25 protein-coding genes are annotated in these 25,282 nt (G+C 66.7%); 12 read left to right on the top strand and 13 right to left on the bottom strand.

The window, feature by feature from the left end; genetic code table 11:
- Positions 1-45 precede the first annotated feature (45 nt).
- Entirely contained in the window at positions 46-774 is a 729-nt protein-coding gene (locus tag ACV229_RS38625; protein ID WP_448088308.1) for a DsbC family protein, read from the bottom strand.
- 90 nt (positions 775-864) lie between these two features.
- On the bottom strand, positions 865-2,043 hold the full coding sequence (locus tag ACV229_RS38620; protein WP_448088307.1) for a UbiH/UbiF family hydroxylase: 1,179 nt from the start codon (positions 2,041-2,043) through the stop codon (positions 865-867).
- 300 nt (positions 2,044-2,343) lie between these two features.
- On the opposite strand from ACV229_RS38620, the gene ychF reads away from it, so the two are divergent.
- On the top strand, positions 2,344-3,438 hold the full coding sequence (ychF, locus tag ACV229_RS38615; protein WP_448088306.1) for a redox-regulated ATPase YchF: 1,095 nt from the start codon (positions 2,344-2,346) through the stop codon (positions 3,436-3,438).
- Positions 3,439-3,904: 466 nt separating this feature from the next.
- Positions 3,905-4,615 (top strand): autoinducer binding domain-containing protein, encoded by a 711-nt coding sequence (locus tag ACV229_RS38610; RefSeq protein WP_448088305.1) that lies wholly within the window; start codon positions 3,905-3,907, stop codon positions 4,613-4,615.
- Positions 4,616-4,649: 34 nt separating this feature from the next.
- Here the strand turns inward: ACV229_RS38610 and ACV229_RS38605 are convergent, their stop codons facing one another.
- From ACV229_RS38605 to ACV229_RS38580, 6 genes are all read right to left on the bottom strand, one after another.
- Positions 4,650-5,042, bottom strand: a complete 393-nt coding sequence (locus ACV229_RS38605) for a DUF4902 domain-containing protein (protein WP_448088304.1) — start codon at positions 5,040-5,042, stop codon at positions 4,650-4,652.
- Between the two features lie 90 nt (positions 5,043-5,132).
- Positions 5,133-5,300 carry an SDR family oxidoreductase gene (locus tag ACV229_RS38600; RefSeq protein WP_448088303.1) on the bottom strand — a complete coding sequence of 56 codons (168 nt, stop codon included), beginning with the start codon at positions 5,298-5,300 and terminating at the stop codon, positions 5,133-5,135.
- A 35-nt stretch (positions 5,301-5,335) separates the two neighbouring features.
- Positions 5,336-5,983, bottom strand: coding sequence for an acyl-homoserine-lactone synthase (locus tag ACV229_RS38595; protein WP_448088302.1), 648 nt, complete (start codon positions 5,981-5,983; stop codon positions 5,336-5,338).
- A 548-nt stretch (positions 5,984-6,531) separates the two neighbouring features.
- Positions 6,532-7,923 (bottom strand): GABA permease, encoded by a 1,392-nt coding sequence (gene gabP, locus ACV229_RS38590; RefSeq protein ID WP_448088301.1) that lies wholly within the window; start codon positions 7,921-7,923, stop codon positions 6,532-6,534.
- A gap of 393 nt (positions 7,924-8,316) precedes the next feature.
- Positions 8,317-8,661: an MmcQ/YjbR family DNA-binding protein gene (locus ACV229_RS38585; RefSeq protein WP_448088300.1), complete on the bottom strand. Its 345-nt coding sequence runs from the start codon at positions 8,659-8,661 to the stop codon at positions 8,317-8,319.
- An 83-nt stretch (positions 8,662-8,744) separates the two neighbouring features.
- Positions 8,745-10,061 (bottom strand): MFS transporter, encoded by a 1,317-nt coding sequence (locus tag ACV229_RS38580; protein WP_448088299.1) that lies wholly within the window; start codon positions 10,059-10,061, stop codon positions 8,745-8,747.
- 196 nt (positions 10,062-10,257) lie between these two features.
- Between ACV229_RS38580 and gcvA the strand changes: the two genes are divergently transcribed.
- Both gcvA and ettA read left to right on the top strand, forming a co-directional pair.
- Positions 10,258-11,175 carry a transcriptional regulator GcvA gene (gcvA, locus tag ACV229_RS38575; protein ID WP_448088298.1) on the top strand — a complete coding sequence of 306 codons (918 nt, stop codon included), beginning with the start codon at positions 10,258-10,260 and terminating at the stop codon, positions 11,173-11,175.
- Between the two features lie 204 nt (positions 11,176-11,379).
- On the top strand, positions 11,380-13,047 hold the full coding sequence (gene ettA / locus ACV229_RS38570) for an energy-dependent translational throttle protein EttA (RefSeq protein WP_448088297.1): 1,668 nt from the start codon (positions 11,380-11,382) through the stop codon (positions 13,045-13,047).
- Between the two features lie 216 nt (positions 13,048-13,263).
- On the opposite strand, the gene ACV229_RS38565 is transcribed toward ettA, so the two are convergent.
- From ACV229_RS38565 to ACV229_RS38550, 4 genes are read right to left on the bottom strand one after another with little or no spacing between them, the layout of a single operon-like run.
- Positions 13,264-13,887, bottom strand: coding sequence for an HAD family hydrolase (locus ACV229_RS38565; RefSeq protein WP_448088296.1), 624 nt, complete (start codon positions 13,885-13,887; stop codon positions 13,264-13,266).
- Complete coding sequence (locus ACV229_RS38560; protein WP_448088295.1) at positions 13,884-14,435, bottom strand: isochorismatase family protein; 552 nt, start codon at positions 14,433-14,435, stop codon at positions 13,884-13,886. The genes ACV229_RS38565 and ACV229_RS38560 overlap by 4 nt, the downstream gene beginning before the upstream one ends.
- A 55-nt stretch (positions 14,436-14,490) precedes the next feature.
- Positions 14,491-16,305, bottom strand: a complete 1,815-nt coding sequence (locus tag ACV229_RS38555; RefSeq protein WP_448088294.1) for an aminopeptidase P family protein — start codon at positions 16,303-16,305, stop codon at positions 14,491-14,493.
- 18 nt (positions 16,306-16,323) lie between these two features.
- Positions 16,324-16,578 (bottom strand): hypothetical protein, encoded by a 255-nt coding sequence (locus ACV229_RS38550; RefSeq protein ID WP_448088293.1) that lies wholly within the window; start codon positions 16,576-16,578, stop codon positions 16,324-16,326.
- A gap of 175 nt (positions 16,579-16,753) precedes the next feature.
- On the opposite strand from ACV229_RS38550, the gene ACV229_RS38545 reads away from it, so the two are divergent.
- The 7 genes from ACV229_RS38545 (at position 16,754) to ACV229_RS38515 (ending at position 22,865) form a co-directional block, all read left to right on the top strand.
- Positions 16,754-17,515 carry a response regulator transcription factor gene (locus tag ACV229_RS38545; protein WP_448088292.1) on the top strand — a complete coding sequence of 254 codons (762 nt, stop codon included), beginning with the start codon at positions 16,754-16,756 and terminating at the stop codon, positions 17,513-17,515.
- A gap of 26 nt (positions 17,516-17,541) precedes the next feature.
- Complete coding sequence (gene hemA, locus ACV229_RS38540) at positions 17,542-18,840, top strand: glutamyl-tRNA reductase (RefSeq protein WP_448088291.1); 1,299 nt, start codon at positions 17,542-17,544, stop codon at positions 18,838-18,840.
- Between the two features lie 79 nt (positions 18,841-18,919).
- On the top strand, positions 18,920-20,002 hold the full coding sequence (gene prfA / locus ACV229_RS38535) for a peptide chain release factor 1 (RefSeq protein ID WP_448079459.1): 1,083 nt from the start codon (positions 18,920-18,922) through the stop codon (positions 20,000-20,002).
- A gap of 7 nt (positions 20,003-20,009) precedes the next feature.
- Complete coding sequence (gene prmC / locus ACV229_RS38530) at positions 20,010-20,852, top strand: peptide chain release factor N(5)-glutamine methyltransferase (RefSeq protein ID WP_448088290.1); 843 nt, start codon at positions 20,010-20,012, stop codon at positions 20,850-20,852.
- Positions 20,853-20,919: 67 nt separating this feature from the next.
- Positions 20,920-21,231, top strand: coding sequence for a Grx4 family monothiol glutaredoxin (gene grxD / locus ACV229_RS38525; RefSeq protein WP_017333676.1), 312 nt, complete (start codon positions 20,920-20,922; stop codon positions 21,229-21,231).
- Positions 21,232-21,254: 23 nt separating this feature from the next.
- Positions 21,255-21,851, top strand: coding sequence for a UbiX family flavin prenyltransferase (locus ACV229_RS38520; RefSeq protein WP_448088289.1), 597 nt, complete (start codon positions 21,255-21,257; stop codon positions 21,849-21,851).
- A gap of 222 nt (positions 21,852-22,073) precedes the next feature.
- On the top strand, positions 22,074-22,865 hold the full coding sequence (locus ACV229_RS38515; protein ID WP_448088288.1) for a DODA-type extradiol aromatic ring-opening family dioxygenase: 792 nt from the start codon (positions 22,074-22,076) through the stop codon (positions 22,863-22,865).
- A 151-nt stretch (positions 22,866-23,016) separates the two neighbouring features.
- Here ACV229_RS38515 and ACV229_RS38510 read toward each other — a convergent pair whose 3' ends face one another.
- Complete coding sequence (locus ACV229_RS38510; RefSeq protein WP_448088287.1) at positions 23,017-24,615, bottom strand: APC family permease; 1,599 nt, start codon at positions 24,613-24,615, stop codon at positions 23,017-23,019.
- Between the two features lie 420 nt (positions 24,616-25,035).
- Here ACV229_RS38510 and ACV229_RS38505 point away from each other — a divergent pair, with 420 nt between their 5' ends.
- Positions 25,036-25,239 (top strand): cold-shock protein, encoded by a 204-nt coding sequence (locus ACV229_RS38505; RefSeq protein WP_006400508.1) that lies wholly within the window; start codon positions 25,036-25,038, stop codon positions 25,237-25,239.
- The last annotated feature ends 43 nt before the right edge of the window (positions 25,240-25,282 follow it).

Genomic DNA, 25,282 nt, shown 5'->3' with positions numbered 1-25,282 from the left:
TGCGCCCCTCGCCGGCCGGGCCTCACGGCCCGGCGCGTCAGTCGGTTACTTGTTCGAAGCGAGCGCCTCGTTCAGCTGCTCGGCGGACACGGCACCCGGCAGGCGGCGGCCGTCCGGCAGGAAGATCGTCGGCGTGCCGGTGACGTTCATCCCGCGGCCGAGCGCGAGGTTCTTGTCGAGCGCGCTCGTGTCGCAGCTCGCGGCGTTCGTCGGGACGCGATGGTCGAGCATCCAGCTCTCCCACGTCTTCGCGCGGTCCGTCGCGCACCAGATCGCCTTCGACTTCGCGGTCGAATCCGGCGACAGCACCGGATACAGGAACGTGTAGACGGTGACGTTGTCGACCGACTGCAGCGTCGTTTCGAGCCGCTTGCAGTACGGACAGTTCGGATCGGAGAACACGGCGATCTTGCGCGCGCCGTTGCCCTTGACGACCTTGATCGCATTGGCGAGCGGCAGGCTCGCGAAATCGATCTTGTTGATTTCGGCGAGGCGCGCCTCGGTCAGGTTCTTGCGCGTCTTCGCGTCGACGAGATCGCCGAGCAGCACGTAGTCGCCCGACGCGTCGCTGTAGATGATCTGCGAGCCGAGGTTCACTTCATACAGGCCCGCGACCGGCGACTTCGACACGCTCTTGATCGGCGCGTCGCCGCCGAGACGGGATTGCAGCGTCGCCTTCAGTTTGTCGGTGGTCTGGTCGGCCTGCGCGGTGCAGCCCAGCGTCGCCGCGGCGACGGCCAGCGCCAGCGAGGCGATGCGGATCGTTTTTTTCATCGAAATCTTCCTTCAGCTCAATCGGAGTGCACGGCATAGTGTACGCCGTAACGGAATCGTGTCCGACCGGGGATCTGTACGAAGGTTCGATCAGCCGAGCGCGGCCGACACGAGCCAGCGCTTGACGAGCGGCTGCGCGCCGACGAACGCCATGCCCGCGTTGCGCACGGCCTTCGCCAACGAACCGGGCACCGCGAACAGCCGCTGCAGGCCGTCGGTCGCGATCATCAGCGCGCGGATGTCCTCGCGGCGCGACCGCTCGTAGCGGCGCAGCAGCACGGGATCGCCGAGGTTGCGGAAGCTCTCCTTGTTCGCGATCGCATCGGCGAGCGCCGCGACGTCGCGCAGCCCGAGGTTCATCCCCTGGCCCGCGAGCGGATGGATCAGGTGCGCCGCGTCGCCGACGAGCGCGACGCGGGGCGCGATCAGCTTGTCGACGGTCTGCAGCGCGAGCGGAAAGCCGGCCGCCGGCGTCACGCAGTCGAGCGTGCCGACCTGCCCGTGCGATACGCGCTCGACCTCCGCCGCGAGCTGCGCGGGATCGAGCGTCAGCAGATCGTCCGCGTGCGCGGTGTGCGCCGACCAGACGAGCGACACGTGACCGTCCGGCAACGGCAGCAGCGCGACGATTTCGCCGTCGTGGAACCACTGGTACGCCGTTTCGCGGTGCGGCAGCGACGCCTTGAAGTTCGCGACGACGCCGGTCTGCCGGTAGTCGCGCCGCTCGACCTTGGCCCCCATTTGCGAACGCACCCATGAATGCGCGCCGTCCGCACCGACAATCAGGTCGGCTTCGAGCACCTGCCCGGACGACAGCGTGAGCACCGCCGCGTCGTCGCGTACGTCGAAGCCTTGCGCGCGCGCGTCGAACCACGTCAGGTTCGGCTGGAACCGCAGCGCGGCATCGAGCGACGTCTCGATCAGCGACGATTCGGCAATCCACGCGAGCTGCGGCACCGACGCCTGGTACGCGGAGAAATGGAGTTCGGCGTGCGCGTCGCCGTACACGCGCATGTCGTAGACAGGCGCAAGCCGGCCGTGATCGAGCGCCTGCCAGACGCGCAGGCGTTCGAGCAGCGCCTGCGAGCTGGACGACAGCGCGTAGACGCGCGTGTCGAACGCGAGATCGGCGGGACGCGGCGTCGCGGGCTGGGCGAGCAACGCGGTCTTGTAGCCGGACTGGGTGAGCGCGAGCGCGGCCGTCTTGCCGACGAGCCCGCCGCCGACCACGGCGACGTCGAAGGTATGGTGGGCAGTCATGGCGGGCATTATAGCCGCGGGGCCAAACCCTTACGTGGCCGGACTTTGCGGGAAATCAGGGGAATCGCGCCGGTCGCCGGAGCAACGGCCCGGCCGGCGCGCGAAGCCTGCTCCGCGACGCGAGACCGCTGCCCGCCCGGCCGGCAGCATGGGCCGGGCGAGGCCCGCCCCCGGAAACCGGCCCGGCGGCACGGTACAATAGCGTCTTTGAACGTCGGCCCGTCGCGCTGCCCAAGCGCCGGCCGCCCTCTTTGTCCCGCGCCGCCGCGCCCTGTCCGGCCGCGCCGCTTCTCCCGTTCGAAGGATTCCATGAGCCTCAAATGCGGCATCGTCGGCTTGCCCAACGTCGGCAAGTCCACCCTGTTCAATGCGCTGACCAAGGCCGGCATCGCCGCCGAGAACTACCCGTTCTGCACGATCGAGCCGAACGTCGGCATCGTCGAAGTGCCGGACACGCGCCTGAAGGCGCTGTCGGAAATCGTCAAGCCCGAGCGCGTCGTGCCGGCCGTCGTCGAGTTCGTCGACATCGCGGGCCTCGTCGCGGGCGCGAGCAAGGGCGAAGGCCTCGGCAACCAGTTCCTCGCGAACATCCGCGAAACCGACGCGATCACGCACGTCGTGCGCTGCTTCGAGGACGAGAACGTCATCCACGTCGCCGGCAAGGTCAGCCCGATCGACGACATCGAGGTGATCAATACCGAACTCGCGCTCGCCGACCTCGGCACCGTCGAGAAGGCGCTCACGCGCTATTCGAAGGCCGCGAAGTCGGGCAACGACAAGGAAGCGGCGAAGCTCGTCGCGGTGCTCGACAAGGTGCGCGCGCAGCTCGACCAGGGCAAGGCCGTGCGCGGCCTCGCGCTGTCGGACGACGAGCAGGCGCTGCTCAAGCCGTTCTGCCTGATCACCGCGAAGCCGGCGATGTACGTCGCGAACGTGAAGGACGACGGCTTCGAGAACAACCCGCACCTCGACGCGGTGCGCAAGTACGCGGAAAGCGAGAACGCACCGGTGGTCGCGGTGTGCGCGGCGATCGAGGCGGAAATCGCCGATCTCGACGACGAGGACAAGGAAGCGTTCCTCGCCGACATGGGCATGGACGAGCCGGGCCTCGACCGCGTGATCCGCGCGGGCTTCAAGCTGCTCGGCCTGCAGACCTACTTCACCGCGGGCGTGAAGGAAGTGCGCGCGTGGACGATCCACATCGGCGACACGGCGCCGCAGGCGGCCGGCGTGATCCACACCGACTTCGAGCGCGGCTTCATCCGCGCGCAGACGATCGCGTTCGACGATTTCATCGCGTTCAAGGGCGAGCAAGGCGCGAAGGAAGCCGGGAAGATGCGTGCGGAAGGGAAGGAATATGTCGTGCATGACGGCGACGTGATGAACTTCCTGTTCAACGTCTGAGCACCGAAGCGAACGAAACACCCCCGACAGGCCCGCATTTTTTGCGGGCCTTTTCTTTTGCGGCGGGGCGCGATCGCTCGCACGCCCGCCAATGCGGATTCGACCGCCGCCGCGCAATCAGGCAGAACCGGCGCGCCGGTCGCGAGCTATACAGGTAAATCCATTCTTCATATAATCGGCAACAAAATCCTTGAATTTTCCGCATCGATCCGGTGCAACCCGTTGAAAATGCGGAAGATCCGGTCTCGGCTGGAGCGAGCAGCGAATCGCGATTCCGAAACAATCGCGACGATCGATTCGAATCGTGAAACAAAACGGCGGGAAAGAACGGCAAGACCATCATGTAGTCACGACGCCGGGGGCCGTATCGACCAACCATGCCGGAGCAATGCTGACGGGGCTGGCATCACATGATGTCCGAATGCGATAGCCTCGAACATCAATACACCTTTCTACGATTCGCATCATGCTTAACTGGCAAGAAGACCTTCTCGAATTGCTCGGGGGCTCGCAGCCTACCGACGAGATTTTGCGAAAAGTGGAGAAGGCATCCCGGGAACTCGGTTTCGAGTATTACGCCTATGGCGTGAAACAGCCGCTTCCGCTGACTCAGCCCAAGATAATCACGATGAACAATTATCCGAAGGCGTGGCAGGACCATTACAAGGAAAGAGGCTATATCGCCATCGATCCGACCATCGAGGCTTGCCGCAAAAGCGGGCGCCCCGTGATCTGGAGCGACGAGCTGTTCCAGTCGGCGCCGGTCATGTGGGAGGAAGCCCAGGCGCACAATCTTCGCGTCGGTTGGGCGCAGGCCGTCATGGACAAGACGGGAACGGGAAGCATGCTGACCTTGGCGCGTTCCCGGGAACCGCTCACACCGGCGGAACTGGCAGAGAACGACACGAAGCGGCGGTGGCTAGCCCACATCACCCACCTGATCATGTCGACGGCCGTGCTCGAACAAACCGCAAGCATCACGGCCAACCTGACCGAGCGCGAAATCGAGGTGCTGCGCTGGACCGCGGACGGCAAGACCTCGGCCGACATTTCGGCCATCCTCACGATCTCGGACAATACGGTCAATTTCCATATCAAGAACGCCGTGGCGAAGCTCGGTGCCGCCAACAAGACGGCCGCCGTCGTGAAGGCGGCATTGCTCGGCTACCTGTACTGAGCGACCCAATCGCTGTTGCATCGACCGGCCGCAGTCAACGGTAGCGCTGCTCGATGCTGTGCGCCACGGCTTGCTGCCAGACCAGCGCATCGATGACGGTTCCCAGCACGACAAGATTCTTCTCCCACGGATACGCGTCGCCGACCGCAGCCAGCAGGCAGATGTTCGAGCGCGGAGCGCCGCTCCGGCTCCACTGCCCTTGCCCGATCTGCATGCCCATCTCGATATCCCACCCCAGGACGATGGTGGTGTCCGCCACCTCGCCGATCCATTCGGTGTAGCCGGTCCACACGCTGGACGCTCCATCGGCGCAGTCATCGGCATCCTCGTCCAACCCCGACATCAGGTGGGTCAGCGGCACGGACAAGAGTCTCTCTATCGTCAATCCGATACGACCATCATCGGTAAGCCGGAAATCATGCTCCACGATCCTTGATCCTTCCAATCGAACTTGCTGACGCGGGGCGTTCGATCATGACCTCCCCGCCGGCTCGCCTCTACGCCAGCCCTGACGATGTCAGGTCGCGCCGCCATCCACCGTCAAGGATTGACCGGTCACCCAACGCTCCTGCTCGCCGGCCAGGACGGCCACGACATCGGCCACATCCCGAGGCTTCCACAGACGCCTGAACGGAGAGGCGGCGGTCATCGCGACCTGCCGCTCGGGCGGCGCTTTCGAGAACACGCTCGATTCATCTCCGATCGCGATGCGTGCTCGAGTCACGCCAGAGCGACGCGCATGCCCGCCGGCGTTGCGCCCCGGGGCAGATTGACCTCGATGCGGCTCGCCAGCTCGGTCTCGCTTGCACGCGCTTCCTCGCAGTCGATCCAGCATGCGAACAGTGCGTAGCCGTTCACCACCATCGGCGGCCCCAGACGGTGGGCGCGCGTCCCCGAACGGCGCAGCAGACGCTCGACGCCCAGCGGCGACACGGTGACGAGCGCCCGCGCGCCCAGCATGGCCGCGCAGCGAATCGACGCGCGAATCATATCGATGGCCTCGGCGCTCGACATCTGGGTCAGCGCCGCTCGGCGATCGGCGCTGAAGTCCATCACCGCAAACCGGGACAGCTCCCAGATGCCCGGATCGCACGGCGTCGGCATCCCGTTGAGCAATTGAGGAAAGACGCCGCCGAGCAGATACGGCCGGGAGGTGTCCAGCAAGCGGGCGATGCCGACCAGTTCGCCGTTGTCGTCGAGCGCCAGCACATAGACCGTGTCCTCGCGATCGAACTGGTCTTTCTCCACGCCGCGCTCGCATTCCAGATCCCAGCCGAGTACTTCAACAAACACCTTGTAGCGGTACTCAAACATCCTTGCGGTCATTCGTTCGCCAAGCGTCGTCGTGGTGCCCGTGATGATTTGCATCGCTGCCTCCCTTTCGTTGACGCCCATTTAATTACTTGGCGGTCGATCCAACTACTACGAATATTGGGAGGTAACGGACGCACGCCCTTTCAATTCGGTCTTGTCCGAATGCGACGTTAGTCACTGATAACAAAGGAGAAAATCAGCCGCGCGCGAAGCGGCATTTGCCGAACTTTCTCGATTTCGCGTGAATTTAACTACCGGATTTGGGAGGGTGCCGCGCTCAGGCAATCCGATTGGAATCGAGAATGAAGAGATCGCGTTCCCTGCGCCGATTCATTTTTAACAAAGGAATCCGAATCGATCTCCACGTCGACTTGCCCCGCAGTCGAAGCGAACCATGCACGACGACGCGCCCGTCAATGAAATCGTCCGAGTTCGATTCTTCGTGCGCCAATCAGAACGCCGGCAGACGAATTCACCGCCCGAAAACGCCAATGGCCCGACCGGCATACGCCGATCGGGCCATTGTCTGTCCGGGCATTCGTCCGGTGAGCCGACGACGGACGCTCACGCATCCGCCATCGCGTCATCACGTCATCACGTCATCACGTCGCCGACACCCGCCGTCCCGCGCTCGCCTGCGCATCGCGGCTGCGCTTGTTCAGCCACGACGCCAGCAGCACGATCAGCGCGAGCACCGCAGTCGCGCCCACTTCCATCCGGTGATCCTCGCTCACCAGCATCACGGTCAGCGTGCCGCAGATGAACAGGATCGCCGCCCACGTGAGCCACGGGAACATCCACATCCGCAGCGTCAGGTCCGCGCCGGTCACTTCGAGCGTGCGACGCATCCGCAGCTGCGAGATCGCGATCACGAGATACACGAGCAAGGCGATCGCACCCGACGTCGCGAGCAGGAAGCCGAACACCTGCTCCGGCATCAGGTAATTCGCGATCACGGTCAGGAAACCGAACGCGGTCGACGCGAGCACCGCCGCGCGCGGCGTGCCGGTCGCATCGGTACGATGCAGGAACGCCGGCGCATCCTTGCGCTTCGACAGCGAGAACAGCATCCGCGACGCGGTGTACAGCGCCGAGTTCAGGCAGCTCGCGACCGACACGAGCACGATCACGTCGATGATCGCCTTCGCGTGCGGGACGCCGATCAGTTCCATCGCGCGCTGATACGAGCCATGCGCCGGCAGCAGCGGGTCGTTCCACGGGACGATCGCGGCGACGACGAGGATCGAGCCGAGGTAAAACAGCGTGATGCGCCAGATCACCGAGTTGGTCGCACGCACGATCTGGCGTTGCGGGTTGTCCGATTCGGCCGCCGCGATCGTCACGATCTCGGTGCCGAGGAACGAGAACATCGTCGTCAGCATCGCCGCGAGCACCGCGCCGGCGCCCTTCGGCATGAAGCCTTCGTGCACGAACAGGTTCGACACGCCCGATACGGCCGGCGCCGGGATGATCCCGACGATCGCCGCGCCGCCGATGCACAGGAACACCACGATCGCGACAACCTTGATCAGCGCGAACCAGAATTCGAATTCGCCGTAATTCTTGACCGAGAAAAGGTTGGTCACGGTCAGCACCGACGTGATGCCGAGCGCGAAAATCCACGTCGCGACACCCGGGAACCACGCATTCAGAATGGTCGCCGCCGCGGTCGCCTCGATCGGGATCACGAGCACCCAGAACCACCAGTACAGCCAGCCGATCGAGAAACCGGCCCAGTGGCCGATCGCGCGATCGGCATAGGTGGAGAACGAACCGCTGTCCGGATGCGCGACGGCCATCTCGCCGAGCATGCGCATCACCAGCACGACCAGCACGCCCGCGATCGCATACGCGAGTATCGACGCGGGGCCGGCTTCCGCGATCGCGTGGCCGGAGCCGACGAACAGCCCGGCGCCGATCACGCCCGCAATCGACATCATCGTCACGTGGCGCTGCTTCAGGCCGGTGCCGAGGCCTGTCTTACTACCATTCATGTGTCTCTCTCCAAAAAAACGGTTCCGGGATGCCCGGGTATCGCGTGAAGGCGGCGCTGGGATTGTCGTTCTCGGAGCCGACTCGGCAGGACGTGCGTCGCACGTCGCACGTCGCTCGGATGCCGGGTCCGCGGCCGCTCTGAAAGGCACGCCACGCAGGTCTGCGAAACTGCGGTGCAATGCGTGCGCTGCGATGCGTGCGGTGCGATATGTCGCACATCGCGCTCGCGCATCGCGGCGCCCTTTCCGTCGGCGTATTGGGGAACCACCTTCGAAGCGAAGGAGTGTAAGCATCAAACGGTTCTTCACTAAGAACCAATTGATGAATTTCGATGGAACCACTTGTTGCATCGATACGAATCGATGCAACAGACGCACCGCCCGGCGCGCCCGTCACGCGTTGCCGCGCTCCATCTCGTCGCGCCACCTGGCGGGCACGATCGCCCGCCATTCTCGCAGAAGCAGGTTTTTCACGGCGTCAGGATCCGCGGCCGACAGGCGCATCAGCACGATCGGCCAGCCGACGTAGTGATCGGTCACGTAATACACGTCGGGCTCGGATTCGATCAGCCACGCGCGCTCGTCGGGGCCGACACCCTTCACGACGAGCGTGTCGCCGTCCTCGCGCAGCCGCGCGAGCAGCTTGCCCCTCACCTTCAGCGCGGGCGTGCCGTACGACGTGCCGTCCTCGACGCCCCGCCACGCGAGCACGATCTGCCGAACTTCGTCGAATGTCACGGGGCCTCCTCGAACGTCCGTCCGCGGCTTACGGGTTGACGGTTCGGCCATCCTGCCGGAAATCGGAGCGCACGCCTATCGGCCTATCCGCCTGCCGCATGCGCGGCGGCCGGCGCGCGCCCGGTCGCCGCCACGATCGCGAATGCGATCGCGTTCGCGGCGGCGCTGGCGAGGATCGGCACCAGGTAGCCGCCGCCGGCATCGTAGATGAAGCCCGCGGCGGCCGGCCCGATCAGCGTGCCGAACGCGACGCTCGTATAAAGCACGCCGATGATCCCGCTCACATTGCGGCCGCCGAAGTAGTCCATCACGACCGCGGGCAGCACCGCGACCCAGCCGCCGTAGAACACGCCGAACACGAGCGCGAACGCGGCGAGCGTCGCGAAATCGCCGGCACCGGCCCACGCGACGAGCGCGACCGCCATCCCGGCGAACATCGCGAGCAGCGATGTGCGGCGGCCGAAGCGATCGGCGAGCCCGCCGAGGAAGAACCGGCCCGCGGTGCTGCCGACGCCGATTGCGCCGAGCAGCAGCACGGCCGCAGCGGGCTTCACGCCGTGATCGAGCGCGTACGGCACGAGATGCACGAACGGCACGAACACGCCGAACGAGCACACGAGACATGCCGCATAGAGGCTCGCGAACGGCCGCGACGCCACGGCCTCGCGGACGGTCGCCCCGGCGGGTGCTCGCGCGGCATGCACGCCGGTTGCCGGGCCACCTGCTTTTGAAGCGCCGCTCCCAGGTTGGCCGGCCCCCGGATGGCCGGCCCACGGGCGGCCGCTCCCCGCGTCGCCATCAGGCAGCAGCCCCCGTCCGCGCGGATCGTTTTCGATCAGCAGCGACATCCCCGCGCCGACCACGACCGCGAGCCCGCCAAGCGTCAGATACGCGCCGCGCCAGCCGATGTGCGCGATCAACGCGGACGCGAGCGGCGGCATCACGAGCGTGCCGACGCCGATGCCCGCGACCGCGAGCCCCGACGCGAAGCCGCGCCGCCGCACGAACCAGCGCTGCACCGCGCCGATCGCGGGCACGTACGCGCAGCCGACGCCGAAACCGACACCCAGCCCGTATGCGGCATAGACCTGCGGCAGCGTGCGCGCGGCGCCGGCGGCCGCGAGCCCGGCGGCCGTCAGCAGCATGCCGGCGACGGCGAGCCGCCGCGAGCCGAAACGGTCGGCGAGCGGCCCGCTGATGACACCGAAGCCGAAATACAGGAAGCCGGCCAGCGAGAACACGAGCGAGATCTGCCCGCGGGACGCGGCGAAGTCCCGTTGCAGCGGTTCGACGAAGGCGCTGAACGTGTACGCGCTGCCGAAGCCGACGAACGTCACGGCGAATGCGGCAGCGACCACGTACCAGCCATAGAAGAGGCGCGGCGCGCCCGGACGGTTCATGACGATGCTCCTCTCAGGTCAGTTCCGCCGCCCCCGCAGGCGGCATCCGGATTGCCTCATGGATATAGTTGAACTATGTTGGTCTGATCGGCGGCCGAGGCCCGGTCGCCACGATGCAACCCGTGCGACAACGTTACTCGAGCGTATTCGCCGTCACAAACGATATTTCGTCGACCTTTCGCTTTAGAAAAACTCAATGAACCGGTCCCGCCTGCCGCCGCTCAACGCATTGCGCGCGTTCGAGGCGGCCGCCCGCCACCTGTCGGTGAAATCCGCGGCCGAAGAGCTGTCGGTCACGCCCGGCGCGGTGAGCCAGATGATCCGCACGCTCGAGGCGCACCTCGGCGTGCAGCTGTTCGACCGCGTCAACCGCGGGATCCTGCTCACCGCCGCCGGCCGTGACTATCTTCCGCCCGTGCGCAACGCGTTCCGCCAGATCGCCGACGCATCGCAGCGCGTGTCGGGCACGGCCGACAGCGGCGTGCTGACCGTCAGCGTCACGCCGTTCTTCGCGTCCGCGTGGCTCGTGCCGCGCCTCGCGCAATTCCGGCATGCGTGCCCGGATGTCGACCTGCAGGTCGTCACGGGCCATGCGCACGCCGACTTCGCGCGCGACGGCGTCGATGTCGCGATCCGCCACGGCCTCGGCCGCTATGTCGGGCTGTGCAGCGAACGCCTGCTGACCGTCGAGATCGTCGCGCTGGCAGCGCCCGCGCTCGTCGAACGGCTCGGCATGCCGGCGACGCCCGCCGATCTCGTCGCATGGCCGCACCTGCACGACGCCGAGCGCAAGGGCTGGCACATCTGGTTCGACGCGCAGCGGATCGACGATTTCGGTCCGCCGCGCGGCCCTGCGTTCGATGACGCGGGCCTGCTGCTGCAGGCGATCGTCGCCGGCCAGGGCGCGGGGCTCCTGCCCGCCGCGATGGTGCGCGCCGAGCTCGCGAGCGGGCGGCTGGTGCAGCTCGCGGACGTCACGTGGCTCGACGATTTCGCGTACTACCTCGTCTATCCGCCGCACCATGCCGAGCGCCCGAAAGTCGCCGCATTCCGCCGCTGGATCCTCGACGCGGCGCTGGCCGACGGCGCGGCGCAGATGTCGGGCGCGGCATAGCAGCCCGCGTCTCCATGCCGGCGCGACACCGGCGCGCCCACCCGCCGCGCCAGCGGCAGCCGGCGCCGAAGTACAATAGCCGCTCGCGCCGCCGACACGCGGCGATCCCGCCGCACGACCTGCGGCACTCTCCGGACCGAATCACCCGACGCCGCGATGCGAGCCCGCTGCGCGGCGGCCTCAACCTTTGACTTTCACACGCACATGGCCCAATACGTTTTCACGATGAACCGGGTCGGCAAGATCGTGCCGCCCAAGCGCCAGATCCTGAAGGACATCTCCCTGTCGTTCTTCCCCGGCGCGAAGATCGGCGTGCTCGGCCTGAACGGCTCGGGCAAGTCGACGCTGATCCGCATCATGGCGGGTGTCGACAAGGACATCGAAGGCGAAGCGACGCCGATGCCGAACCTGAACATCGGCTACCTGCCGCAGGAACCGCAGCTCGATCCGACCAAGACCGTGCGCGAAGCGGTCGAGGAAGGCCTCGGCGACCTGTTCCAGGCGAACAAGAAACTCGAGGAAATCTACGCGGCCTACGCGGAGCCGGACGCCGACTTCGACGCGCTCGCAGCCGAGCAGGCGAAGTACGAGGCGATCCTCGCGTCGAGCGACGGCGGCAGCCCCGAGCAGCAGCTCGAAGTCGCGGCCGACGCACTGCGCCTGCCGCCGTGGGACGCGAAGATCGAGCACCTGTCGGGCGGCGAGAAGCGCCGCGTCGCGCTGTGCAAGCTGCTGCTCGAAAAGCCCGACATGCTGCTGCTCGACGAGCCGACCAACCACCTCGACGCCGAATCGGTCGACTGGCTCGAGCAGTTCCTCGTGCGCTTCCCGGGCACCGTCGTCGCGGTCACGCACGATCGCTACTTCCTCGACAACGCGGCCGAATGGATTCTCGAACTCGACCGTGGCCACGGCATTCCGTGGAAGGGCAACTACAGCAGCTGGCTCGACCAGAAGGAAGAGCGCCTGAAGCAGGAAGAAGCGTCGGAATCGGCGCGCCAGAAGGCGATCAAGAAGGAACTGGAGTGGGTGCGCCAGAATCCGAAGGGCCGCCAGGCGAAGTCGAAGGCGCGTATCGCGCGCTTCGAGGAGCTGAACAGCCAGGAATACCAGAAGCGCAACGAGACGCAGGAAATCTTCATTCCGGTCGGCGACCGCCTCGGCAATGAAGTGATCGAGTTCAAGAACGTCAGCAAGGCGTACGGCGATCGCCTGCTGATCGACAACCTGAACTTCAAGATCCCGGCCGGCGCGATCGTCGGCATCATCGGCCCGAACGGCGCCGGCAAGTCGACGCTGTTCCGGATGCTGACGGGCAAGGAGCAGCCGGATTCGGGCGAGATCGTGCGGGGCCCGACGGTGAAGCTCGCGTACGTCGACCAGAGCCGCGACGCGCTCGACGGCTCGAAGACGGTGTTCGAGGAAATCTCCGGCGGCGCCGACATCCTGACGGTCGGCAAGTACGAAACGCCGTCGCGCGCGTATATCGGCCGCTTCAACTTCAAGGGCGGCGACCAGCAGAAGGTCGTCGGCAACCTGTCCGGCGGCGAACGCGGCCGCCTGCACCTCGCGAAGACGCTGATCGCGGGCGGCAACGTGCTGCTGCTCGACGAACCGTCGAACGACCTCGACGTCGAAACGCTGCGTGCACTGGAAGACGCGCTGCTCGAATTCGCGGGCTCGGTGATGGTGATCTCGCACGACCGCTGGTTCCTCGACCGGATCGCGACGCACATCCTGTCGTTCGAAGGCGATTCGCAGGCCGTGTTCTTCGACGGCAACTACCAGGAGTACGAGGCCGACAAGCGGGCGCGCCTCGGCGAGGAAGCCGCGAAGCCGCACCGCCTGCGCTACAAGCCGATCAGCCGCTGAACGGCGCGGGTGGGTTGCCCGCGTCGCGGCAACGCGGTGCCGGCGCCCCTGCGCTCACGAGACGGAAAAGCGGGCCGCCGGCCCGCGCCAGACTGATGAAGAACCCCACGTTTTTCGGAGCGTGGGGTTTTGTTTTTTTGTGCGCTTGCACGGCTGCGCGTGGCACGCGGGCCACGGCTGCCGCTGCGCAGTCTGTCCGACCCGACTGTCGCCCGCTCAGGCGAGCGCGCCCAGCTCGCGCAGCCGCGCCTCGGTGGCCGCGCCGCTCGTGTGGTGGATGCCGTGCCAGCCGAGCGCGGTCGCGGCGGCGGCGTTCTTCGCGTTGTCGTCGATGAACACGAGTTCGTGCGGCGCGATGCCCGGCAGGTGCGGCTCGATCCGCGCGTGCATCTCGCGGTAGATCGCCGGATCGGGCTTCACGAGCTTCACGCGGCCCGACACGACGATGTCCCGAAAGCGCCGCAGCACGGGGAACCTGTCCCACGCATACGGGAACGTCTGCGCGGACCAGTTCGTCAGCCCGAAGAGGGGCATGCGCTGCGCATCGAGCCGGTCGACGAGCGCCTCACCTTCCGCGAGCACGCCGCCGATCATCTCGTGCCAGCGCGTGTAGAACGCGCGGATCAGCGGCTCGTGTTGCGGAAACTTCGCAACGAGTTCGTCGGTGCCTTCCTCGATCGTCTGTCCGCCGTCCTGGCGGATCACCCAGTCCATCCCGCATACGTGCGTGAGAAACCAGCGGCGCTCGGTGTCGTCCTGAATCAGCTGCTTGTACAGGTACTCCGGACTCCAGTCGATCAGCACTCCGCCGAAATCGAATATGACGGCCTTGATCGTCATGCGAACTCCGTCGCTAGCACGTCGGCGAGCGGGCGCGGCGTCACCGCGTTGCCCGACAGCGTGTTGTTTTCCCAGACGAAGTGGTGATGCGCGACGATCTGCGCGGCCGACAGGTGCGCGCGCGCGTTCGTCGTGTGCAGGTCGGACACGACCGTCGTGCGGTAGCCGAGCAGCGCCGCGCGGCGCGCGGCCGAGTCGACGCAGAATTCGGTCGCATAGCCGCAGATCAGCACCGCGCCGATGCCGTCGCGATCGAGCCGCTCGGCAAGCGGCGTCTCGTGGAACGAATCGCCGAAGCGCTTGCGCACGCGCCAGTCGCCGTCCGCGACGACGAGGTCCGCATGCAGGTCCCAGCCCGGCGTGCCGGGGACGATGTCGTCGTCCGCGTCGCCGTCGTGCTGCACGAAGCAGACGGGCGCGCCCGCCGCGCGCGCCGCTGCCGTCAGCCGGTTGATGCCGGCCACCACGTCGTCGAGCCGGTGCGCGGGATTCGTCCGCTGCACGAGCCCGCGCTGCATGTCGACCACGATTACTGCCACTTTCGCCATCGCTGCCCTCGTCTCTCGTTCTTGGTGATTCGAATCGATGCGGCGTGCGCCAGCGTCAGATCGGCTGCGTGCGCGCGTCGAGCCACGCCTTCGCGTCGCCGCTCACGTGCCGGCCGACGCGTTCGCGCACCGTCGCGTGATACGCGTTCAGCCACGCGCGCTCTTCTTCGTGCAGCATCTCGACCAGTACGCAGCGCGTGTCGATCGGGCACAGCGTGAGCGTTTCGAACGCGAGGAAATCGCCGAACTCCGTCTGCCCGGCGGCCCGGTTGACGACCAGGTTCTCGATCCGGACGCCCCACTTGCCGGGCCGGTACACGCCCGGCTCGATCGACGTGATCATCCCCTCCTCCATCGCGGTGTACGGCTCGGCCGGCGCGTAGTGCGAAATCACCTGCGGACCTTCGTGCACGTTCAGGAAGTAGCCGACGCCGTGGCCGGTGCCGTGGCCGTAGTCGAGCCCGGCCGCCCACATCGGCGCGCGCGCGATCGCGTCGAGCATCGGCGAGCGGATGCCGCGCGGGAAACGCGCGCGCGACAGCGCCATCATCGACTTAAGCACGATCGTGAAGTCGCGCCGCTGCAGGTCGCTGACCATGCCGACCGGCACGACGCGCGTGATGTCGGTCGTGCCGCTCACGTACTGCCCGCCCGAATCGATCAGCAGCAGGCCGTCGCCGGCGATCGTCGCATGCGACTCCGGCGTCGCGCGGTAATGGGGCATCGCGCCGTTCGCGTTGAAGCCGGCGATCGTCGCGAAGCTCGGCGACACGTAGCCCGGACGGCGCGCACGCGCGGCCGTGAGCTTGTCGTCGATCGTCAGCTCGGTGATCGTCTCGCGGTTCACCGCCTGCTCGAACCACGCGAAGAATTCGGCGAGCGCCGCGCCGTCGTGCTCCATCGTCACGCGCACGTGCTCGATCTCGGCGGACGTCTTGCGCGATTTCGCGAACGTCGACGGATTGACCGCCTCGATCAGCTTCACGCCGGACGGCACGGCCTCGAGCGTGCCGTACGTGACGCGGCGCGGATCGACCAGCAGCGTCGCGCCGTCGGGCAGCGCGCCGAGCGCCGCACGCGCGGCGTCGTACGGCCGCACGTCGACGCCGTCCAGCGCGAGCGACGCGGCGAGCGCGGGCGGCACCTTGCCGTCGGCGACGAACAGCGTCGCGCGATCGGCGCCGATCATTGCGTGCGCAACGAATACCGGGTTGAAGTTGACGTCCGCGCCGCGCAGGTTGAAGAGCCACGCGAGATCGTCGAGCGTCGACACGAAATGCCATTGCGCGCCCTGCGCGTGCATCGCGCGGCGCACCTCGGCGAGCTTGCTCGCGCGCGTCGCGTCGGCCTGCGGCGCCACGTGCTCGAACACGGTGTCGTCGGGCAGCCCCGGCCGCTCGGGCCAGATCGCGTCGAGCAGGTCGAGATCGGTACGCAGCGCGATGCCGCGCGCGGTCAGCGCGGTCGAAAGCGCACGCGCGGCCGCGACGCCGAGCACCGCGCCGTCGACGCCGACCGTGGCGCCTGCCGGCACGTTCTGCGCGAGCCAGTCGACGTGCGGCGCGCTCTGCTGCCCGCCCGTCATCTTCATCAGCGTGACGCCGCTGCCGGCCAGTTCGGCGTCGGCCTGCACCCAGTAGCGGCTGTCGACCCACAGTCCCGCGAAATCGGCGGTGACGACGAGCGTGCCGACCGAGCCCGTGAAGCCGGACAGCCAGCGGCGCGCCTGCCAGCGCTCGGGCAGGTATTCGGACAAGTGGGGATCGGCCGACGGTACGAGATAGGCGACCAAGTTCTCGCGGACCATCGCGCCACGCAGCAGCGCGAGACGGGCCGGCACCGACGAGGCTTCGGGAAAACGGGCATTCATGATTTCACCTGAGAGCAATCAGCGACGCGCCGCCAGCGCGACCGTCGCGGCTACGGCAAGGAACGCGACACCGGTGCAGACCGGCCATTCGAGCGTCTCGCCGTCGTAAAACAGTCCCGAGAGATTGCCGGCCATCTTCGCGGCAGCCGCGCCGGCAATGCCGGCGAGTACCGCGCCCCACCAGGCCGGCCGGCCGTCGCGGCGCAACGGGTGCAGCCAGCGGCCGAACAGCCCGACGGCCGTTCCCAGGACGATGATTCCAAACCAGTTCATTCGACGCCTCTATTAATTTCAGATTCGTCCCATAGGCGTGAACGATTCCCGCGGCTAGCATCGACCCATCCATCGAAACCGAGATCAGCAGGGTACTTGCCGCGTAACGTTCGAGTGTAGGGGCCGACCGGACGTTATGGCAAGCGCGCACCGGCTGCCGTAATGAAGAAATCCCATGCGAATCGCTCTGATCGATCCGGATGCGCGACATGCAGCGCTCTTGAATCGCCTCCTCTTCGCGGGCGGCCACCTCTGCCACCCGTTCCAGTCCAGCGCACGGTTCTTCGAGTGGCTCGCCACCGATACCTGCGACATGCTGATCACCGGCGACTGGGCCGGCGACCAGCCCGCCGAGGAAGTGATTCCGCGTGCCCGGGCGATCCTGCCCGGCCTGCCGGCGATCGCCGTGATGCGGATGCCGCGCGAAAGCGAGATCGTGTCGTGCCTGCATGCGGGCGCCGACGACTGCATCGTCAAGCCGGTCAGCGGCCCGGAGCTGCTCGCCCGCGTCAACGCGCTGCTGCGCCGCGCGGGCGTCCGGCGTCCGCCGAACCGCTCGCGCGATACGTATGGAGAATACGCGTTCGACGCCACCCATTGCCTCGCGCGCTTCGGCGACGAGGTCGTCGCGCTCACGCCGAAGGAGTTCCGCTTCGCACTGCTGCTGTTCGCGAACCTGTCCCGGCCCGTGTCGCGTGCCCATATCCTCGAAACGGTCTGGGCGCGCCGGCGCGACATGAAGTCGCGCACCCTCGACACCCACGCGTCCCGGCTGCGCAGCAAGCTGAAGCTGCTGCCCGAGCACGGCTACCGGCTGCTGCCGCTGTACGGCTATGGCTACCAGCTCGACCAGGTGCCGATCGAGCCCCCAAATTGCCGGCCCTCTGCCGCCGACGGCCGCTACGCATCGAGTGACGAAATCGCCGAGACGCTATAATACGGGGCTAAACGATAGCCCTTGATATGCAACTCCTCACGATCGGAATCAACCACCACACTGCGCCAGTCGCCTTGCGCGAACGCGTGGCGTTTCCGCTCGAACAGATCAAGCCGGCTCTCGTCACGTTCAAGAGCATCTTCCTCGGGCCCCAGGCGCCCAATGCGCCGGAAGCGGCGATCCTCTCCACCTGCAACCGCACCGAGCTCTATTGCGCGACCGACGACCGTGCGGCGCGCGAGGGCGCCGTGCGCTGGCTGTCGGAGTATCACCGGATTCCCGTCGACGAACTCGCGCCGCACCTGTATGCGCTGCCGCAGTCGGAAGCGGTCCGCCACGCGTTCCGCGTCGCGTCAGGCCTCGACTCGATGGTGCTCGGCGAAACCCAGATCCTCGGCCAGCTGAAGGACGCGGTGCGCACCGCGTCGGAAGCCGGCGCGCTCGGCACCTACCTGAACCAGCTGTTCCAGCGCACCTTCGCGGTCGCGAAGGAAGTGCGCGGCACGACCGAGATCGGCGCGCAGTCGGTGTCGATGGCCGCCGCCGCGGTCCGCCTCGCGCAGCGCATCTTCGAGAACGTGTCCGACCAGCGCGTGCTGTTCATCGGCGCCGGCGAAATGATCGAGCTGTGCGCGACGCACTTCGCCGCGCAGAGCCCGCGCGAGCTGGTTGTCGCGAACCGCACCGCGGAGCGCGGCCAGAAGCTCGCCGAACGCTTCAACGGCCGCGCGATGCCGCTGTCGGACTTGCCGGCCCGCATGCAGGAATTCGACATCATCGTGTCGTGCACCGCGTCGACGCTGCCGATCATCGGACTCGGCGCGGTCGAGCGCGCTGTGAAGGCGCGCCGTCACCGGCCGATCTTCATGGTCGACCTCGCGGTGCCGCGCGACATCGAGCCCGAAGTCGGCGAGCTGAAGGACGTGTTCCTGTACACCGTCGACGATCTCGGCGCGATCGTGCGCGAAGGCAACGCATCGCGCCAGGCCGCGGTCGCCCAGGCCGAGGCGATCATCGAGACGCGCGTGCAGAACTTCATGCAGTGGCTCGACACACGCAGCGTCGTGCCGGTGATCCGGCACATGCATACGCAGGCCGATGCGCTGCGCCGCGCCGAAGTCGACAAGGCGCAGAAGATGCTCGCGCGCGGCGACGATCCGGCCGCCGTGCTCGAAGCGCTGTCGCAGGCGCTGACCAACAAGCTGATCCACGGCCCGACGAGCGCGCTCAACCGCTCGAACGGCGCCGATCGCGATTCGCTGATCGACCTGATGCGCAGCTTCTACCAGCACGCGCCGCGCTCGAACGACCAGTCGGGCCACTAGCGCCGATCGGGTCCCCTCCGCCGGCCCGCGCGCCGGACTATCCTTTCCGAATACCTTGCCGGGAGCGCCGCTCCACACCATGAAGACGAGCATGCAACGCAAGCTCGACCAGCTGTCCGTACGGCTGGCCGAACTGAACGACCTGCTGAGCCGCGAGAACGTCACTGCCGATCTCGACCAGTACCGCAAGCTGACCCGCGAGCACGCCGAGCTCGGCCCGGTCGTCGAGCAGTACGCGCTGTGGCGCCAGTCGCGCAGCGACGAGGTGGCCGCGCAGGAGCTGCTCGGCGACGCGTCGATGCGCGACTTCGCCGAGGACGAGATCAAGAGCGCCCGGGACAGCATGGTCCGTCTCGAGACCGAGCTGCAGAAGATGCTGCTGCCGAAGGACCCGAACGACGAGCGCAACATCTTCCTCGAAATCCGCGCGGGCACGGGCGGCGACGAATCGGCGCTGTTCGCCGGCGACCTGCTGCGCATGTACCTGCGCTTCGCGGAACGCCAGCGCTGGCAGGTCGAGATGATGTCGGAAAGCGCGTCGGATCTCGGCGGCTACAAGGAAGTGATCGTGCGGATCGCGGGCCAGGGTGCGTATTCGCGCCTGAAGTTCGAATCGGGCGGCCATCGCGTGCAGCGCGTGCCGGCCACCGAGACGCAGGGGCGCATCCACACGTCCGCGTGCACGGTCGCGGTGATGCCGGAAGCCGACGAGATCGGCGAGGTCGAGATCAATCCGGCCGACTTGCGCATCGACACCTTCCGCGCGTCGGGCGCGGGCGGCCAGCACATCAACAAGACCGATTCGGCGGTGCGCGTCACGCACATCCCGACCGGGATCGTCGTCGAGTGCCAGGACGACCGTTCGCAGCACAAGAACAAGGACCGCGCGCTGAAGGTGCTCGCCGCGCGGATCAAGGACAAGCAGTATCACGAGCAGCACGCGAAGGAAGCCGCGACGCGCAAGAGCCTGATCGGCTCGGGCGACCGTTCGGAGCGGATCCGCACGTACAACTTCCCGCAGGGCCGGATGACCGATCACCGGATCAACCTGACGCTGTACCGGCTCGAGGCGATCATGGACGGCGATCTCGACGAACTGATCGGCGCGCTCGTCAGCGAGCATCAGGCCGAACTGCTCGCGTCGCTCGGCGACGCCGACTGAGCCCGCGATGAGCGCCACGACCGCCGTCGACCTGCTGCGCGCGTCGCCGCTCGACCCCGTCGACGCGCGCGTACTGCTCACGCATGCGCTCGGCTGGACGCGCACGCAACTCATCACGCGCGGCGACGAGCCGCTCGACGCGGCCGCGGTCGAACGCTATCGCGCGCTCGAGGCGCGCCGCGTCGCGGGCGAGCCGGTCGCGCAGCTGGTCGGGGTGCGCGAGTTCTTCGGGCGGCCGTTCGACGTGACACCGGACGTGCTGATTCCGCGTCCGGAAACCGAACTGCTCGTCGAGGCGGCGCTCGACGCGATCGACGGGGTCGCGCATCCCGCGGTGCTCGACCTCGGCACCGGCAGCGGCGCGATCGCGGTGTCGATCGCGGCCGAGCGGCCCGACGCGCGCGTGTGGGCGCTCGACCGTTCGCCGGCTGCGCTGAGCGTCGCCCGGCGCAACGCGGACAAGCTGCTCGACGCGCACCGCCCCGGCGGCCTGCTGCACTGGCTGCAGAGCGACTGGTATGCGGCGCTCGATCCGTCGCTTGCGTTCAACGCGATCGTCAGCAACCCGCCGTACATCGCGGAGCACGACCCGCACCTGCTGCAAGGCGATCTGCGCTTCGAGCCGCGCGGCGCGCTGACCGACGACGCCGACGGCCTGAGCGCGATCCGCACGATCGTCGCGGGCGCCGGCGCGTTCCTGAAACCGCATGGCTCGTTGTGGATCGAGCACGGCTACGACCAGGCCGACGCGGTGCGCGCGCTGCTCGCCGCGCGCGGCTTCGTCGCGATCAGGTCGCTCGCCGATCTCGCCGCAATCGAGCGCACCACCGGCGGCCGCCGGGCCGGCTGACGCCCGGCCCGGCCGGTGGAAATCCGCTATCATTTCGTTCTAACGCCCCGCAAACGCAAGGTCAGTCATGGACACCCAACAACGTATCAAGCAAATCGTCGACGAAAACCAGGTCGTGCTCTTCATGAAGGGCAACGCGCAATTCCCGATGTGCGGCTTCTCGGGCCGCGCCGTGCAGGTGCTGAAGGCCTGCGGCGTCGACCAGTTCAAGACGGTCAACGTGCTCGAGGACGAGGAAATTCGCCAGGGCATCAAGGAATTCTCGAACTGGCCGACCATTCCGCAGCTGTACGTGAAGGGCGAATTCATCGGCGGCTCGGACATCATGATGGAGATGTACCAGTCGGGCGAACTGCAGCAACTGTTCGCCGCCGCTTAACGCGCCGTATCGCCCCTTCCCCGATGGAATCCCGCAGCGCGCCGCCGCGCCGCCTGATCGTTGCGATCACCGGCGCTACCGGCGCGATCTACGGCGTGCGGCTGCTCGACATGCTGCGCGCCGCCGGCGGCGTCGAAACGCACCTGCTGATTTCGAGCGCCGGCTGGCTCAACATCCAGCACGAACTGCAGCTGTCGAAGGCCGACGTCGAACGACGCGCGGATGTCGTGCACTCCGTGCGCGACGTCGGCGCGACGATCGCGTCGGGCTCGTTCGCGACCGACGGGATGGTGATCGCGCCGTGCTCGATGAAGACGCTCGGGAGCGTCGCGCACGGCCTGTCGGACAACCTGATCACCCGCGCCGCCGACGTCACGCTGAAGGAACGCCGCCGCCTCGTGCTGATGGTGCGCGAAACGCCGTTCAACCTCGCGCACCTGCGCAACATGACCGCCGTGACCGAGATGGGCGGCATCGTGTTTCCGCCGCTGCCGGCCTTCTACGCGATGCCGAAGACGATCGAGGAACTCGTCGACCAGACGGTCGCGCGCGTGCTCGACCTGTTCGCGCTGAGCGCGCCGCTGACGACACCCTGGGAAGGCATCCGGCACGCGCAGTAACGGGGCGCGCACCAAGCGCCCCTCCCCTCGCTTCTCCGCTCATCCGCATCATTTCGCCAGCCATCGCCGGCGAATATCGCCCATTCTCGCAGACACGCGCACCCAGGCCGCAGTCTCCGCCAATTATCAACAAACAAGATTCAATCAAATTCGTGCCAATGAATTTATCAACAAATGATGGGGAGCTATAGTCACAGCCAACATCATTCGCAGGCCACCACCATGAACCGCTTGCCTTCGCTCTACCTGTCCCACGGCGCGCCGACGCTGCCGATCGATCCGACGCTGCCGTCCGCCGCGTTCACGCACCTCGGTGGCGAATTGCCGCGCCCGCGCGCGGTGCTGATGCTGTCCGCGCACTGGGGCACCCAGCAGCCGGTCGCGAGCGTCGCGCAGCATCCGGAAACGATCCACGATTTCTACGGATTCCCGCGCGCGCTGTACGAGATCCGCTATCCGGCGCCGGGCGCGCCGGACGTCGCCGAGCGCGCGGCCGGCCTGCTGAACGCGGCCGGCATCGCGACCCAGACGACCGAGCACGGCCTCGACCACGGTGCATGGGTGCCGATGCTGCTGATGTTCCCGGAAGCTGACGTGCCGGTCGCGCAGCTATCGATCCAGCCGCGTGCGGATGCCGCCCATCACTTCGCGCTCGGCCGCGCATTGCGGCCGCTGCGCGACGAAGGCGTGATGGTGATCGGCTCCGGCCAGATCACGCACAACCTGCGCGCCGCCGATTTCGGCGCGGCGCCCGAGGATGCCGATCCGCGCGTCACTGAATTCACCGACTGGTTCGAGGCGAAGCTCGCCGCGCGCGACATCGACGCGCTGCTCGACTATCGCCGCCAGGCGCCGCATGCGGTGCTGATGCATCCGACCGACGAACACCTGCTGCCGGTGTTCGCTGCGCTCGGCGCAGCGGACGACGACTACCAGCTCGGCATCCAGTCGCTCGGCACCTACCAGCGCGTGCTCGCGATGACGAACTACGTGTTCGCCGGCGCGGCCGCTTGAGCAGCTGACGGCCACGGGCCTTTCTGCGGCGCCGGCTCCAGCGCCGACGCCAAGCCGGCCCCAAAAACAAAAAGCCCGTCCGAGCAGAACGCTCGAACGGGCTTTTTTCGTTGACCTGCCGCCGCCGATCCCGGCGGCAGGTCACGATGCGTCAGGCACCGACACCCTCGAGGATCTCGTCGTGCGTTTCGCGCTCTTCGAGATACTGGGTCCGGTAGCCCGAATTCGCGCCCCAGAAGTAGAACACCAGCGCGATCGCCGCGACGATCAGCATGTCCCAGCCGTACGGCAGGACGCCGTGGCCGCCGAACTCCTTGCTGCCGATCAGCGACAGCACGGCCATCGTCGGCAGGTAGGCGACGAGCCACCATGCGGCCTTCAGGTCGGCACCCCAGCCGCCCCAGCCGGCCTTGGCCTGGAAGTAGAAGTACACCGGCAGCGCGACGATCATCAGCAGGATGATTTCGCCGGTCAGCGGCCACTTCGCCCAGTACAGGATCAGCGATGCGCAGACGAACGCGAACGGTGCAATCAGCTTCATGCCCGGGATCGACAGCGGACGCTCGATGTCGGTCGCCGAACGGCGCAGCGCCATCAGGCTGATCGGGCCGGTCAGGTACGAGATCACCGTCGCGACCGAAATCACCGCCGCGAGCGAGCTCCAGCCGCGGAAGAAGAACAGGAAGATGAACGAAACCAGCAGGTTGAACCACATCGCCTGGCGCGGCACGCCGTAGAGCGGGTGCACGTTGCCGAACATCTTCGGCATCGTGTTGTTGCGCTCCATCGCGTAGATCATCCGCGTCGTCGTCGCCATGTAGGTCGTGCCGGTGCCGCTCGGGCTCACGAACGCGTCGACGTACAGCAGGATCGCGAGCCAGTTCAGGTTCAGCGCGATCGCCAGTTCGGCGAACGGCGACTTGAAGTTGAAGTGCGACCAGCCCGCCGCGATGTCGGCCGGGTTCACCGCGCCGATGTACGCGACTTGCAGCAGCACGTAGATCACCAGCGCGATCAGGATCGACGTGATCACCGCGAACGGCACGCTGCGCGACGGATTGCGCGCTTCACCCGCGAGGTTGACCGGGCTCTGGAAGCCGTTGAACGCAAACACGATGCCGCTCGTCGCGACCGCGGTCAGCACCGCGGACCAGCCGTACGGCGCGAAGCTCGCGTTCGTCGCCGTGCCGAGGTTCTCCGAGTGGAAGCTCGAGAACATCAGGCCGGCGATCGTCAGGCCGGGGATCAGGAACTTGAAGATCGTGATCGCCGTGTTCGCACGCGCGAACGCCTTCACGCCCCAGTAGTTCAGCAGGAAGTAGATCACCACGAGCACGGCCGACAGCAGCAGGCCGGGGGTCGTCAGCTCGCCGTTGACGAACAGCGCGTGCGCCCAGGGATAAGGCCACGTACTCATGTACTGGATCGACGCTTCCGCCTCGATCGGGATCACCGATACGATCGCGATCCAGTTCGCCCACGCGCTGATGAAGCCCACCAGCGACCCGTGCGAGTAGCGTGCATAGCGAACCATGCCGCCCGACTCGGGGAACATCGCGCCCAGTTCCGCATACGTCAGCGCAATCGCGAGAATCACGACCGCGCCGATGATCCACGCGCAGATCGCCGCCGGACCGGCGATCTTCGCGGCCTTCCAGGCGCCGAACAGCCAGCCGGAGCCGATAATCGAACCCAGCCCCGTCAGCATCAGTGCAAACGGGCCGATGTTCCGTTGAATAGAACTCTTCACATCCTCTCCTGTGTCTCAAAAAGCATGGTCGGTCCGCTATCCGGGATCGGCTCGGATTGCACCGCGCACGCATTCTTGGGGGGACGCATCACCCGATCAGGGCAACCCGTCCACGGGGCGCGTAGTTTAACGGTTGCACCTCCGGATTGGCGCCAAAAATCGATCGCCCCCTACAAAAAAATCATGGCGATTGCAATGTTTGTAAGCTCTAAACTCGGAATAACCCTGAGAGCATGGAATTACGGTTGACCGCGCGGTGAATTCGCCGTATAAAGATCCACGCAGGATTTCAAGTGGCGAGTGAATTGGTTCTTTCGTAGTTCGCCCATCAACGGTACTCCGGTTGGTCCTATTACCCCTTCCTTGATTTTCCGCACCCATGGGCTTCGGCCCCGTTTTATCTTTTTAGGAACAAGTAACATGGCAACCGGTACCGTCAAGTGGTTCAATGACGCAAAGGGCTTCGGCTTCATCACCCCGGAAGGCGGCGGCGACGATCTGTTCGCGCACTTCTCGGAAATCCGCGTCGAAGGCTTCAAGACGCTGCAAGAAAACCAGAAGGTCGAATTCGAAGTGAAGACGGGCCCGAAGGGTCTGCAAGCTGCGAACATTCGCCCGCTGTAAGTTCAGCGCGAGATTTCGTCTGAAAAAAAGCCCCGCTTCGGCG

This window comes from Burkholderia sp. MR1-5-21 (assembly GCF_053427715.1).
This window is presented reverse-complemented; position numbering and strand designations above follow the sequence as displayed.

What these genes read in the sequence shown, in the direction of transcription:
- ACV229_RS38625 (WP_448088308.1), bottom strand. Translation starts at nt 774, where the DNA reads ATGAAAAAAACGATCCGCATCGCCTCGCTGGCGCTGGCCGTCGCCGCG.
- ACV229_RS38620 (WP_448088307.1), bottom strand. Translation starts at nt 2,043, where the DNA reads ATGCCCGCCATGACTGCCCACCATACCTTCGACGTCGCCGTGGTCGGC.
- ychF (WP_448088306.1), top strand. Translation starts at nt 2,344, where the DNA reads ATGAGCCTCAAATGCGGCATCGTCGGCTTGCCCAACGTCGGCAAGTCC.
- ACV229_RS38610 (WP_448088305.1), top strand. Translation starts at nt 3,905, where the DNA reads ATGCTTAACTGGCAAGAAGACCTTCTCGAATTGCTCGGGGGCTCGCAG.
- ACV229_RS38595 (WP_448088302.1), bottom strand. Translation starts at nt 5,983, where the DNA reads ATGCAAATCATCACGGGCACCACGACGACGCTTGGCGAACGAATGACC.
- gabP (WP_448088301.1), bottom strand. Translation starts at nt 7,923, where the DNA reads ATGAATGGTAGTAAGACAGGCCTCGGCACCGGCCTGAAGCAGCGCCAC.
- ACV229_RS38580 (WP_448088299.1), bottom strand. Translation starts at nt 10,061, where the DNA reads ATGAACCGTCCGGGCGCGCCGCGCCTCTTCTATGGCTGGTACGTGGTC.
- gcvA (WP_448088298.1), top strand. Translation starts at nt 10,258, where the DNA reads ATGAACCGGTCCCGCCTGCCGCCGCTCAACGCATTGCGCGCGTTCGAG.
- ettA (WP_448088297.1), top strand. Translation starts at nt 11,380, where the DNA reads ATGGCCCAATACGTTTTCACGATGAACCGGGTCGGCAAGATCGTGCCG.
- ACV229_RS38565 (WP_448088296.1), bottom strand. Translation starts at nt 13,887, where the DNA reads ATGACGATCAAGGCCGTCATATTCGATTTCGGCGGAGTGCTGATCGAC.
- ACV229_RS38560 (WP_448088295.1), bottom strand. Translation starts at nt 14,435, where the DNA reads ATGGCGAAAGTGGCAGTAATCGTGGTCGACATGCAGCGCGGGCTCGTG.
- ACV229_RS38555 (WP_448088294.1), bottom strand. Translation starts at nt 16,305, where the DNA reads ATGAATGCCCGTTTTCCCGAAGCCTCGTCGGTGCCGGCCCGTCTCGCG.
- ACV229_RS38550 (WP_448088293.1), bottom strand. Translation starts at nt 16,578, where the DNA reads ATGAACTGGTTTGGAATCATCGTCCTGGGAACGGCCGTCGGGCTGTTC.
- ACV229_RS38545 (WP_448088292.1), top strand. Translation starts at nt 16,754, where the DNA reads ATGCGAATCGCTCTGATCGATCCGGATGCGCGACATGCAGCGCTCTTG.
- hemA (WP_448088291.1), top strand. Translation starts at nt 17,542, where the DNA reads ATGCAACTCCTCACGATCGGAATCAACCACCACACTGCGCCAGTCGCC.
- prfA (WP_448079459.1), top strand. Translation starts at nt 18,920, where the DNA reads ATGAAGACGAGCATGCAACGCAAGCTCGACCAGCTGTCCGTACGGCTG.
- prmC (WP_448088290.1), top strand. Translation starts at nt 20,010, where the DNA reads ATGAGCGCCACGACCGCCGTCGACCTGCTGCGCGCGTCGCCGCTCGAC.
- grxD (WP_017333676.1), top strand. Translation starts at nt 20,920, where the DNA reads ATGGACACCCAACAACGTATCAAGCAAATCGTCGACGAAAACCAGGTC.
- ACV229_RS38520 (WP_448088289.1), top strand. Translation starts at nt 21,255, where the DNA reads ATGGAATCCCGCAGCGCGCCGCCGCGCCGCCTGATCGTTGCGATCACC.
- ACV229_RS38515 (WP_448088288.1), top strand. Translation starts at nt 22,074, where the DNA reads ATGAACCGCTTGCCTTCGCTCTACCTGTCCCACGGCGCGCCGACGCTG.
- ACV229_RS38505 (WP_006400508.1), top strand. Translation starts at nt 25,036, where the DNA reads ATGGCAACCGGTACCGTCAAGTGGTTCAATGACGCAAAGGGCTTCGGC.